This window comes from Vicinamibacteria bacterium (genome assembly GCA_035620555.1).
Taxonomy (GTDB): domain Bacteria; phylum Acidobacteriota; class Vicinamibacteria; order Marinacidobacterales; family SMYC01; genus DASPGQ01.
In genome coordinates this window covers 1-12,241 of record DASPGQ010000025.1, presented here as the reverse complement: position 1 = coordinate 12,241, position 12,241 = coordinate 1, and the positions used below count along the sequence as shown (strand labels likewise).

Here is a 12,241-nt window from a genome sequence, read left to right as displayed (position 1 = left end):
GCTCGCGCAGGCTGGACTGTACTTTTTCATCAGCCTGCAAGGCTCGATTGGCGATACGCCCGATCGAGCAGAACGATGGGGTGAGCGACTTCGGCCGAAATCCCGGAACGGCGCACCCCCTCCGAAAGCTGCAGCAGGCATCCGGGGTTGCCCGTGGCGATGATATCGGCGCGGGTAGTCCCGAGCTCTCTCATCTTGGTTTCGAGCACCTTCATCGACATGTCATATCGAATCAGGTTGTAGATACCCGCGCTCCCACAGCAGCGTTCCGAGTCCCGATAGTCTACGAGCTCTACGCCGGGAATCCGCGAGAGCAGCTCCTTGGGCTCGCTTCTCACGCGCTGACCGTGAAAGAGATGACAGGGGGCGTCGTAGGCGATGCGAATGTTGCCCAGTCCTTTCGAGGGAGCCTCGAATCCCTCGCGCACGAGGAAGGCCGATACGTCCGCGACGCGTCTCGCGAAAGAGACGGCCCCGGGGTCACCATCGAGAAGCTCTCCGTACTCCGTCAGGACGGCGCCGCACCCCGCGGCATTGACGATCACCGCCTCGGCTCCCAGGGTCTCGAAGGCATCGACATTGGCGCGCGCGAGCTTTTGTCCCGCCCTCGACAGGCCATTGTGGAGATGTAGCGCGCCGCAACAGACCTGCCCTCGGGGAACGACCACCTCGAAACCGTTTCTCGCAAGGACTCGGGCGGTTGCCTCGTTGACGTCGGCAAACAGATGCGAGGCGATGCATCCGGTGAAGAGAGCGACTCGCTTTCGTCTCTCGCGCTCGCAGGGAAAGATCTCGGGGAGCCGGGGGCTCCTTCGAGGAATCGCGGGAAGCAAGGCCATCCGCTCGCCGAGCGCTCTGCGAGCCAGCGCACGAAGGCCCAGGCGCTCGGCCCAATGCAACAGGGCCATGGCGAGCGAGAGCAGGGCGGGACGGGCGACGACTCCCTCGAGCATGACTCGTTTCGCCGCGCGCAAGAAGAAGCTCTCGGTGCGCGCGTCGGTCAAAAGGCTCCGAGCATCCTCCATGATGGAGCCGACGGGAACACCCGCAGGACACACGGACTCACAACCGCGGCAGGCGAGACAGTCGTAGATCTCGCCGGACAGGCCTTTGCCCAGGGGAAGCCGTCCCTCGAGCCAGGCCCGGATGTTGTAGACCTGCCCGCGCGGCGCGATGGACTCACGCGGCGAGACTCCGTATGCCGGGCACGCCGGCAGACAGAGCCCTCAGTGCACGCAGGATAGCGTTTTCTGGTACAGCTTCTGCTGTCGCGAAGAAAGCTGACTCATCGGCACATCTCAAAGTCTCCCGACGAACCGCCCCGGCGAGAGGATGCCCCTCGGGTCGAGCTCTTGCTTGAGGCGTCTCATGATGGCGAAGGCTTTCGGCGGCTCGCCGAACACGTCCATATCCTCCTTGAGGCCCGGCGGCGCCTGCTCCAAGACCACATTGGCACCGAGACGCCTCGCCACCTCCTGCCGGTCGGACAGCCCATCGGGTTCTTCGGTTCGGCTGAAGACGAGTCCCGAATCGGGATGGGCAACCAGAGGTCCCCCGTCTCGCCACTCCTCGGCGAGCTCGAAAGTGAGCGCCGGCGCTACTTGTCCCCGGAGCACGAGGACGTGGCTGCCCGTCGCCCCGAGGGGAAAGTCTCGTATCCAATCCCAGACTCGAGACGATATCCTGGCTGCTCCCCGAAGTCGCTCGACCGCGGCCTCTACCGATGCGCTGACTTCTTCGGAAAGGCCTTCGAATCGCAGGACGAGGCTCCAATCAGCGAGACTCGAGGCCCGCGAGCTGGCGGGATTGAGAAGAGCGGCGGCTTCGGGCAACGAATGCGAGCGATTCAGCTCGTGCCAGGCCGATCGAGCGTCGCCGGCGCGTCGAAACCGGGCGCTCACCGTGACCACCTCTTCGGGAAGTGCGCGCAGTCTGAGATGGGCTCGGGTCATCACCACGAGCGTCCCCGCCGATCCGGTGAAGAGCTTGGACAGCTCGTAGCCGGCGACGTTCTTTACGACGCGACCGCCGGACTTTACGACGGTTCCGTCGGCGAGAACCCCCTCGAAACCCAAGAGAAGATCACGCGGACGCCCACCGGGCCGCCTTCGAAATCCCGGCTCGGCGAGGGCAAACACACCACCGACGGTCGCCCGGTCGGGAAGCGGCGGGTCGACGGGCAGGAACTGGCCTAGCTCGAAGAGCTCCTCTTGGAGCGTCCCCACGCGCGTACCGGCGCGCACGGTGACCGTGAGATCGGAAGGAATATGATCGACGACGCCGTCCAGAGCGCGCGTGGAAAGAAAAGCATCGAGATGGCTCGGGCGGTTCCCGAGCGAGAGTCTCGTTCCCGAGCCGACGGGAACTACCGCGAGGGACTCTCGATGGCAGAGCTCGAGCGCTCGTGAGAGAGCTGCTTCGTTCTCGGGCTCGAGCACCAGCCAGGGGGAGAGCCCATCGATCTTCGGGTCGTCGGAACGCGGCGGCCGCGAGCTCACGCCCTCCAGAAGACGCCGAGGCGCTTCGGGAGTCAAATCCAGGCTCCGGGCACGGCAGCGACCGCCGGAAGGGCAGATGACTCACCGCATCCCGAGGACGTTGGAAAGATCTTCCCCGGATTGAGCAGCCCCTGAGGATTGAAGACGTCGCGAACGGAGCGCATGAGCGCCAGATCCGCCGGCGAGAACAGCAGGTCCATACGGTCGGCCTTCTCGACGCCGATCCCGTGCTCGCCGCTGATTGAGCCCCCGACGGAAACGCAAAGCTCGAGTATCTCGTGGCTGGCGGCGAGCACGCGCCTCTTCTCGTCCTCGTCGCGACCATCGTAGGGAATGCAGGGGTGCAAGTTCCCGTCACCGGCGTGAAAGACATTGGCGACGCGAATCCGGTGCTTGCTTGCGATCTCCCCCACGCGCTCGAGAACCTCGGGAAGCATCGACCGGGGTACGACGCCGTCTTGGACATACAGATCCGTCGAAAGCCGACCCATCGCTCCAAAGGCGGACTTCCTACCCAACCACAAACGAGCGCGTTCCTCGTCGTTTCGCGCCACTTGAACGGACACCGCCCCGCACTCGATGCAGATACGCTGCACCTCCCGCTCCATTCGGTCCATGCCGCTGCCCGGCCCGTCTAGCTCCACCAGAAGGACCGCCTCGGCTTCCTTCGGATAGCCCGCGGCGAGCGCCCCGGCCTCGATCACCTCGATGGTTCGCCGATCGAGCATCTCGAGCGCCGCGGGCACGATGCCCCGAGCGACGATGGCCGAGACCGCCTCGCAGGCGGCAACCATGCTCCGGAAGGGCGCGAGCAAGGTCTTCACCGCTTCGGGCAGGGGCATCAACCTGACGAGCGCTTCGGTGGCGATGCCAAAAGTACCCTCCGAGCCGACGAACAATCCGACCAGATCGTAACCCGCGGTTTCGCGGGGACCTCCGAGCTCCACGATCTGTCCGTCGGGCAGAACGACTCTCAGGCCGACGACGTGAGCCGTCGTCGGTCCGTATTTGAAACAGTGGGGACCGCCCGAGTTTTCCGCAATGTTACCTCCCAGGGTGCACGCGGACTGGCTCGATGGGTCCGGCGCGAAGGTGAGCCCGTGGGGCGCGACCGACCGCGAGATTTCCAGATTCACGATCCCCGTCTGGCAAAGAGCGAGCCGGTTGTCGAGGTCGAGCTCGAGCAAGCGGTTCATTCTCGTGAGCGCGATGACGACCCCGCCTTCGCTCGGCGTGGCTCCCCCGGAGAGACCGGTACCCGCACCACGCGCGACGAAGGGGACCCGCGCCCGTGAGCAGCACTGGACGACGCGCGCGACTTCCTCGGTCGAACGCGGAAGCACGACCGCGTCGGGGGCGGCTTTGAAGGCCGTCGAACCGTCGCATTCGTAGGCGATGACATGGTGAGCGTCTACGAGAAGAGCCTCGGGCTCCACGAGGGCGGCGAGCTCGGAGAGAAAGGCGGCTTCCAGCATGTCCTCGGCGAGAGAGCTTACACGCGGCGTCAGGGGGGAGCAAGGTCCCGGAGCATAGGCCCTGTGTTCTGAACGAGATGCGGTGGTCGGGGTTGCCAAACCCGATTGGCTGTACTAGATTAATTCTTTTGGCCCATCCTGTGGTTGCACGAATCGCGTTCTGTCACAATATGGAGTGAAGCGGGCGAGAACTCTAGAAGGAGTACCAGACAACATGAACAGTAGAGCGTCCCTGAGTGCCAGCGCCATAGTGAAAACGGACGATGCGGAAGAAGGGACATGGGAGGAGCTCGAGGGCAACTTGAAAATGTTCTCGAGGACGCTGAAGGTGGTGACCGATTCCCGGGTCGAGCTCTACAACGTCACCGATCGCATCAGGGACCTGGTCAAGTCCTCGGGAGTGAAGGCGGGTTTTCTGATCCTCTCCTCGTTGCACACCACGACCGCAGTCTTTATCAACGAATTCCAGGCGGCGCTCATGGCGGACGTCAAGCATTTCCTCGAGAAGCTGGCGCACCGCGACAGCGGTTATCTGCACAATTGCGAGGACTGCTCTGATTGCGAGCGCAAGAACGCCGATGCCCATATTCGCGCACTCGTCTTGGGGCACAACATCACCCTCCCGATTCAGGAAGGCAAGATTCCTCTGGGTCAGTGGCAGAGCATTCTCTTCGCCGAGCTCGACGGGCCCAGGGAGAGGAGTCTGACCGCCCAGGTCATCGGAGTTTGATCCTACGCGTCGAGTTTCAGTTCAACGCTGCGCATCGTTTGCCGTACTATCAGGGACCCTGTTCTCATACCCACGGACACAACTATAGGCTTCTGGTCTTCGTAGAAGGCCCGGTCGACCCGGCAACGGGGCTGGCGGTCGATTTTCTCCAGGTCAAGGCGATCGTGCACGAGCACGTGCTGAGCGTCATCGACCACGACGACTTGAACCGGTATCTCGAAAATCCGACGGCCGAGAACGTGGTCATTTGGATGTGGAAGCGCCTTTTGCCCCACCTCGGCGGCCTGAAGGAAATGCAGCTCTACGAGACCGACGACGCCGGCGTCATCTATCATGGCGAACCCGGGTAATCGCTTCGATCTCGAAGCGATGCAGGATGCCGTGCGTCGCTTCCTCGAAGCCTCGGGCCATGTCATCGAAGGGACCGAGCTCGAGCCGACGCCCGCGCTCGTAGCCCGGGCTTGGAGCGAGACGTTTCTCGACGGCTACGAAGTCGATCCGAAGGAGCTCTTTCAGGAAGCCTACCCCCTGCCAAAATCTCGGGCGCCTTCGGGAATGGTCCTGTTGAAAGCCATCCCCTTCCACGGACTCTGTCCCCATCACCTGCTTCCCTACCACGGACTCGCCCATCTGGCCTATCTTCCGGGGCCAAAGCTCGCTTCGCTCTCGAGCCTCACGCGGCTGGTGGACTGCTACTCGCACCGCCTCGAGATTCAGGAGACCGTTACCCGACAGATTGCCGACGCCCTGGTCGCACACCTTCGCGCGCGAGGTGCCGCCGTCCTGCTCGAGACCGATCAGACATGCATGACCATGCGAAACGCCGAGCGGCGGGGGACGCGCACCGTCACCCAGCATTTCTCCGGAAGCTTCGGCCGAAGAATCAATCTGAGGCTCGAGTTCCTCAGGAGCCTGGGCTCGTTGCCCTGACTCTGGCATACTAGATCCAAACATCACAGAGAGGAGAGGCAATGGCGAGCGTCATTCAGCGGGTCGACCTCTCGGACGATTACCTCGTTTGGCTGAAGACGTCGTTCAACGAGGGTACGGGGAAGCTCCTGTCTCTTTCCCCCGGCGGCGCCTACGTGGCCACGAGCATGTCGCTTCTGCCGCAGGCTCAGGTGCGATTGAGGATCCTTCCACCGAAAGAGCCGTTTTCCTTCGAGCTCGAGGCGGTCGTGAACTGGGAGAACCGGGGGAACCGACGACGCGGACCTTTCCCTCCCGGTTACGGAGTGCGATTCACCGAGCTCGGATCGAGCGCGGTCGAAGCCATCCGGGAGGTTCTGAGGTCGGCCATCGTACCGAACATTGCGACCGGGCCCGTGGATTCGAGTCATTGGGAGACGATGGCGGCGATGGATCCGAGCCAGACGGCACGCTTCGTGGTGGCGAAACGCAAGGAAGCGCAAGAAGGAAGCTGTCCCGCGTGTGGTAAATGAGCGGCCCGACGGTCACAGGCCTCGGGCCTCCTCCTGACAGGCTTCCCACAGGCGCCGCAGGTCGTTCTCGCCGGTCCGCAAATGCGTGATGCATGCTCTCAAGGTGAAGCGGCCCCTCAACCGGTTCGGCGAGAGAAACAAGCCGGGCCGACGGTTCAATCGATCGAGGATCCGTTCCTGGGTGGCATCGGAACCGGGAAGGTAGCGGAAGCAGACCGTGCTCGTCATGACGGGCGCGCAGAGCTCGAAATCGGGTGCCCGTTCGATCCACGAGGCGAGCTCCCGCGCCAGAGACAGATGCGCTTCGATGCGATCACGGATGGCCCGGGCACCGTAGGTCTTCAGAACCATCCAGAGGCGAAGCGCCCGGAAGCGGCGCGACAGCTCCACCGTATGTTGCATCGGGTGATGGACGTCGCCTTCCATCTCCGACGCGCTCACCTTCAGGTAGTCGGGCACGACGGTGAAGAACTCGCGCATGAAAGAAACGTCGCGCACGAGAAGACAACTCGTGTCGATCGGGACGAAGAGCCACTTGTGGGGGTCCAGCGAGATCGAATCGGCTCGCGAGAGGCCGGCTCGCATCCAAGAAGCGCTCGGGGCGGCGGCGGCCAGGGCGCCATAGGCGCCGTCGACGTGTAGCCACAGGTTCTCGCGACGGCAGACGTCGGCGAGCTCTTCGAGCGGGTCGACGGCGCCGCTTCCAATCGTGCCCGCGGTTGCCACCACGACACCGCGGCACCCCTCGCGGGCAATCGCCGCCCGCAGAGCGCCGAGGTTCATTCGAAACGCGTCGTCGGTTGGAATGCGGCGAATCGCATCGGGGCCGATGCCCAGGAAACGAAGTCCCCGGTCGATCGAGCTATGAGTCTCCTCCGAGAGGTAGAACACCATCCGTTCTCCCCCGGCCAGGCGCTCGCGGGCGAGCGCGAGCGCCATGAGATTGGCCAAAGAGCCTCCGCTGGTGAGGACACCGCCGCCTTCCGCCGGGTACCCGATGAGCGACTGCAACCAGCGAACGGTTTGCGCCTCGACCGCGGCAGCCGAGGGACCTCCTCGCACCAGGCTCACGTTCTGATTCAGGGTCGCGGCGAGCAGATCGGCGACGATACCGACGACGCTCGCCGAGTTCGGAATGTACGCGAAGTTACCAGAATGCTGGAGATGGGTGGCGCCGGCGACGATCTCGCGGCGGAACTCTTGGAACACCGCGCCGAGTGAGGAGCCCTCTTCGGGAATCGCCTCGTTGAAGCGCCCGAAGATCTCGGCCGGAGCCACGCCACTAAAAATCCTATCGTCGGTCGGGCTCGTGAGATAGTCCAGCATCCAATCGACCGCTTCCCGGGCGAATGCCCGGAGGGCCTCGGTCGAGCCGTCTTCGGACTCTCTCATCGCGGAGCGAGCTCGAGAAGGCTATGGCGCACGATCCGCAAGAGGTTCGTCACGAAGGCACATACGCCGGCCAACAGGATCGTGGCCGCCATCAGAAGTCCCTCGGGAAACGCCAGGCAGATCGAGACCGTGGTCGAGAGCGTCCCCAACAAGATCGCGGAGTTCGCGAATCGTATCAGCCTCTTGTCGGGCAGCTCTTTCATCCCCGGGACGGGGTGCTTGCCGTACTCGTCTCGATAACGCTCTTTCCAAACCCATATGGGAAAGAGCTTGGGCGCAACCGCCGAGACGGTGAGAACCATGAATCCGTACAGGCCGAGAAAGCCGTAAGCGAGCTGCACCCGCCCTCTAGCGGGGTCAGCTTGTTCGGGCCAACCGAGCGCGAGCACGAGGCCCATCGATGCCACGACCGCGAGAACGAACAGTGGCGCCATGTCCCACTCCCTCGTACGTCCCCGCAGAAACGATCGTGCCGGGGAGAACCCCTGCCACAAGCAGGCGACGACGATCATGAGCGCAAAGGGAAATAGGCTCACTCCACCGAGAAATCCCATCGTGAGACCGACGGTCCCGACCTGCAGGAGAGCGAATCGAAGAGGCAGCGAGCTCGATGCGCCCTCGGTGGTGGGAACGATCTCCAGCTGGAAGCCGAAGATCATGTTTGCCACCCAGCCGACGGCGGCGAGATGCGCATGGGCAAAGAGATTGGCGAGATGATCGTCGGCGAGGAACGCGGGCCGGACGTCGTATGCCTTCACCAGTGCGAGAAGAACCCCCAGGCTCGCCGCCAGGAGCAAGAAAACAAGGGACGACGCGACGAAGAGCCGCGGCCACTTCGTTTTGCTCGAGGCACGAAACAATCCCCGAAAGTTCCATAGCTGGAGGAGAGCAGCACCGAGAACCAGAAGGGCCGACCAGCTCATCCCGATGGCTTCGCCAAGCCAGAAGTGCGCGATCATTCCCCAGCTCCCGACGAGGAACAGGACGAGCTGAAAGCGAGCCACGGAACGAGAAGAGGCTTCCACCTTCAGAAGCATCGGCGACAGCCGATGGAGGACGCCCATCATCATCGACGTCAGAAACCCGAGTGTGACGAGATGAGTCAGAGCGAGCAAGCGGTCGTAGTAGAAGTATTGGAGAAGCATCTCGGTCTTCCACCATAACCAGGCCGTGGCTGCGAGGAGTGCGGCGACTCCGTTGAGGACGAAGACCTCGTGCGTTCTCGGGCAGCGTCTGATTCGGATCATTTGGCTCGCGGGCAACATTATCACTCAAGAAAGTTTCATTCTTCGTGCTCTCGTGACTCCAGAATGTGTTACAATCCCCGCCGCCAGAAGCGGTCCGACTAGGGTTGGGGGCGCTTACAGGGTTGGGTTGGGGTTCCAGCGCGTTTTACGACGGTAATCCTGCAAGTCGATGACGGCCCGCCACTGAGTCTCGTCTGCCATCGAGTCGGCCCACGCTGCGTCGCGAAGTTGGGGGGCAATGCGTTTTCGCGGTTGGGTTCTCGCCATACCCGTCTCGGTCACGACTCTCCCCGAGCCCGAGGTTTCGGTCAGGGGAACGATCCTCAATGGGCCGAGCTCGCTCGTCCTCGAGGGAGAGGTCGTCGAGGACAACCGGTTCTACCTCGCGTGCGAAACGATAACCATCGGTCCCGACTTCCACATCGTCGGTCCTGGCTCCGCGGTGTTCCGCGCGGGGAGCCACGTCACGGTTTGGAACGGGTTCTCCGTTGGATCGGATGCGCGGGCCACGTTTCAACTCGACCCGGGATGCACGGCCGACACGCTGCCGACGGTGACGATTGACGCGCCTGTGGATGGATCGATCTTCGGTTCTGCTGACCCGATCGACTTCTCGGGAGCTGCCACCGACGATGAAGACGGGGACCTCGCGTCGGAGCTGTCATGGATATCGGATCGGGACGGCAGCATCGGCTCCGGGGCGGTAATCTCCACGGCGGGACTTTCTCCCGGACTGCACCGGGTCACCGCCTGGGTAGCGGATCACGGAGGACTCATCGGCTCGGCTCAGATCGCGCTCACGGTTGTGGTGGGCTCCCCGCCGAGCGTGACGATCAACGCGCCGGCGAGCGGCTCGATCTTCGATTCCGGCGAGAGCATCGACTTCACCGGGACCGCCAGCGACGCCGAGGATGGTGTTCTCACCGCCGAGATCTCCTGGAGCTCGAACCTCGACGGAGAATTCGGCACCGGGGGCTCCATCACGCACGGAACGCTCTCTCTCGGCCAGCACACGATCACGGCCACGGTGACGGACACCGAGGGGCTCGCGAGCTCGGATCTCGTCACGTTGACGGTGAACAACACGCCACCGGTGGTGAGCATTTCTCTGCCGGTGCATGGCGCGAGCTTCGATTTCGGAGAAACGATTCAATTCTCGGGCACGGCAGACGACCTGGAGGATGGAGAGCTCACCCCGAGCCTCCTCTGGGAGTCCGATCGTGACGGAAGCCTGGGGACGGGCGGCTTCCTCTCGATGGCCACGCTCTCCTCCGGGAGTCATGAGATCACGGCTTCCGCGGTCGATGGCGAGGGGTCGACCGGCCTCGCGCAGGTGAACGTGGCCGTTGCCGAGCCGGCGCCGACCACCGTCGAAGTGCGGGTTGGCTCGAGCTCGGACGACGCCGAGGAAAAGCCGACCGGCTCGGTGTCTCTGGCCAGCAGCGACCTGGAGCTCGTCGAGGAAGGGAGCATCCAAACCGTGGGCATTCGCTTCGGCGGCGTGGACGTCCCCCGAGACGCCGCGATCGCGAACGCCTTCATTCAGTTTCAGGTGGACGAGACCGGGGACGGTCCGACGTTTCTCGTCATCGAAGGCGAATCGGTCGACCATGCCTTTCCCTTTGCCACGTCCAACGGGGACGTCTCGACGAGACCGAGAACGGCAGCGTCGGTCGTGTGGGTCCCGCCCCCCTGGACGACGGTGGGAGAGTCGGGCTCGGAGCAGCGAACCCCCGATCTCTCCCCGGTGATCCAGGAGATCGTGAGCCGGCCGGGGTGGTCGAGCGGAAACGCCTTGTCGATCGTTCTCATCGGCGTGGGAAGACGCACCGCGGAAGCTTATGACGGGGTTCAAAACGCCGCGCCTCTGTTACACATCGAATACCGAGACGCAATAAATAACGCACCTCCCACGGTCACCATAGCCGCCCCGGAGAACGGCACGACGTTCGAGAACGGACTGAACGTTGTTTTCCTTGGAACCGCCACCGACGCTGAAGACGGAGACGTCTCGTCCCTTGTCTCGTGGGAGTCAGACCGGGACGGCATGATCGGCGCGGGAGGCTCTTTCACCTCGGATCTGTCGGAAGGCGTGCACGTCGTCACCGCGACCGCGACCGACACCGGTGGCAAGTCGGGCTCGGATCAAGTCCTGTTCGTCGTTCTGCCTACTGGCGTGGTGGTCGTGGGAGCGGGCGACATCGCCGGCTGCGGCCCACAAAACGACGAGGGCACCGCGGCGCTTCTCGACGATATCGCCGGCACGGTGATCACGCTCGGCGATCACGTTTACCCCGACGGCGCCGCGCAGGAATTCGCGAACTGCTACGATCCCAGCTGGGGACGCCACAAGTGGCGTACCCAACCCTCGGCGGGGAATCACGACTACCACACCGCGGGTGCGTCGGCATATTTCGACTATTTCGGCGCCGCCGCGGGCAATCCAGGCGAAGGGTACTACAGCTACGATCTGGGCTCGTGGCACGTCATCGTGCTCAACAGCAACTGCGCTCAGGTCGGCGGCTGCGATCCCGGTTCGCCTCAGGGGCAATGGTTGCAGTCCGACCTAGCGGCGAATCCCAGCACCTGCACGCTGGCCTACTGGCATCATCCGCGGTTCAGCTCCGGCGAGCATGGCAACGCGGCCGCCGCCGTCGATCTCTTCGAGATGGCCTATCAGGGCGGTATCGACGTGGTCTTGACCGCCCATGATCACGACTACGAGCGATTCGCGCCCCAGGATCCGAACGGGAACCTGGACCAGACCCGCGGCGTTCGCCAGTTCGTCGTCGGCACCGGGGGGGCGGCGCTTCGCCCCATGGTCACCGTCCTGCCGAACAGCCAAGTCCGTCACAGCGACTCGCACGGTGTCCTCAAGTTGACGCTCTATCCCGCGGGTTACGAATGGGAGTTCGTTACCGTGTCGGGGACCTTCACCGATTCCGGCGCGGCCGCGTGCGTCGCGACGCCGTGAGACTCTTATCTACTCCAGGGCGAAGCTCAACCGGTCGAGGACGATCTCGCCGTTGTTGACGACCAGGAGCACGTCCGAGAGCGCGAGGATGTTCTCGAGGGGGTTTCGGTCGACGACGATGAGGTCGGCTTCGAGCCCGTTCTGAACTCGGCCCGTCCGCTCGGAGATGCCGAGAAGCTTCGCCGCCACCGTGGTCGCCGCTTGAATGGCCTCGAAGGGGGAGAGCCCACATTTCGTGAGCGCTTCGATCTCGTGCTGAAGCGTAAGCGTGCCGTCCGGTCCGAAGCCCGTATCGGTAGCGGCAACGATGGGAACGCCGAGTCGGCGCGCGGTCGACACCACCTCCATGAGCCTCGCCAGCATGTGCCGTCCGCGCACCTGGAGAACCGGATCGTCGTAATCCCCGCCCGGGGTCATCAAGTCCGTGACGACGGCGACGGTCGGCACGAGGTAAGTGCCTTTTTCTTTCATGAGCCTCAGCGT

Annotated in this window: 11 protein-coding genes; 5 read left to right on the top strand and 6 right to left on the bottom strand. The window is 63.7% G+C overall.

The annotated features are described in order from the left end of the window. Positions 1 to 29: 29 nt before the first annotated feature. The 3 genes from VEK15_00895 to VEK15_00885 form a co-directional block, all read right to left on the bottom strand. Complete coding sequence (locus VEK15_00895; GenBank protein ID HXV59220.1) at positions 30 to 1,025, bottom strand: (Fe-S)-binding protein; 996 nt, start codon at positions 1,023 to 1,025, stop codon at positions 30 to 32. Between the two features lie 273 nt (positions 1,026 to 1,298). Further along, positions 1,299 to 2,534: an FAD-binding oxidoreductase gene (locus VEK15_00890; protein ID HXV59219.1), complete on the bottom strand. Its 1,236-nt coding sequence runs from the start codon at positions 2,532 to 2,534 to the stop codon at positions 1,299 to 1,301. Then, positions 2,531 to 3,973, bottom strand: a complete 1,443-nt coding sequence (locus VEK15_00885; GenBank protein ID HXV59218.1) for an FAD-linked oxidase C-terminal domain-containing protein — start codon at positions 3,971 to 3,973, stop codon at positions 2,531 to 2,533. Before VEK15_00885 ends, VEK15_00890 begins: the two co-directional genes overlap by 4 nt. Positions 3,974 to 4,187: 214 nt before the next feature. On the opposite strand from VEK15_00885, the gene VEK15_00880 reads away from it, so the two are divergent. From VEK15_00880 to VEK15_00865, 4 genes are read left to right on the top strand one after another with little or no spacing between them, the layout of a single operon-like run. Then, positions 4,188 to 4,703, top strand: a complete 516-nt coding sequence (locus VEK15_00880; GenBank protein ID HXV59217.1) for a secondary thiamine-phosphate synthase enzyme YjbQ — start codon at positions 4,188 to 4,190, stop codon at positions 4,701 to 4,703. Continuing rightward, positions 4,700 to 5,053: a 6-carboxytetrahydropterin synthase gene (locus VEK15_00875; GenBank protein HXV59216.1), complete on the top strand. Its 354-nt coding sequence runs from the start codon at positions 4,700 to 4,702 to the stop codon at positions 5,051 to 5,053. Before VEK15_00880 ends, VEK15_00875 begins: the two co-directional genes overlap by 4 nt. Then, positions 5,037 to 5,633, top strand: a complete 597-nt coding sequence (gene folE, locus VEK15_00870) for a GTP cyclohydrolase I (GenBank protein HXV59215.1) — start codon at positions 5,037 to 5,039, stop codon at positions 5,631 to 5,633. Before VEK15_00875 ends, folE begins: the two co-directional genes overlap by 17 nt. A 41-nt stretch (positions 5,634 to 5,674) precedes the next feature. Then, the gene (locus VEK15_00865; protein ID HXV59214.1) at positions 5,675 to 6,145 is read left to right on the top strand and encodes a PilZ domain-containing protein; all 471 of its coding nucleotides are present in this window, start codon (positions 5,675 to 5,677) and stop codon (positions 6,143 to 6,145) included. 12 nt (positions 6,146 to 6,157) lie between these two features. Here VEK15_00865 and VEK15_00860 read toward each other — a convergent pair whose 3' ends face one another. Both VEK15_00860 and VEK15_00855 read right to left on the bottom strand, forming a co-directional pair. Then, positions 6,158 to 7,537 (bottom strand): aminotransferase class I/II-fold pyridoxal phosphate-dependent enzyme, encoded by a 1,380-nt coding sequence (locus VEK15_00860; protein ID HXV59213.1) that lies wholly within the window; start codon positions 7,535 to 7,537, stop codon positions 6,158 to 6,160. Beyond that, positions 7,534 to 8,784, bottom strand: coding sequence for a hypothetical protein (locus tag VEK15_00855; protein HXV59212.1), 1,251 nt, complete (start codon positions 8,782 to 8,784; stop codon positions 7,534 to 7,536). The genes VEK15_00860 and VEK15_00855 overlap by 4 nt, the downstream gene beginning before the upstream one ends. 238 nt (positions 8,785 to 9,022) lie before the next feature. Between VEK15_00855 and VEK15_00850 the strand changes: the two genes are divergently transcribed. Beyond that, on the top strand, positions 9,023 to 11,758 hold the full coding sequence (locus tag VEK15_00850; protein ID HXV59211.1) for an Ig-like domain-containing protein: 2,736 nt from the start codon (positions 9,023 to 9,025) through the stop codon (positions 11,756 to 11,758). Positions 11,759 to 11,767: 9 nt separating this feature from the next. Here VEK15_00850 and VEK15_00845 read toward each other — a convergent pair. After that, positions 11,768 to 12,241 (bottom strand): amidohydrolase family protein (locus VEK15_00845; GenBank protein HXV59210.1); only part of this gene is annotated, 474 nt, incomplete at its 5' end.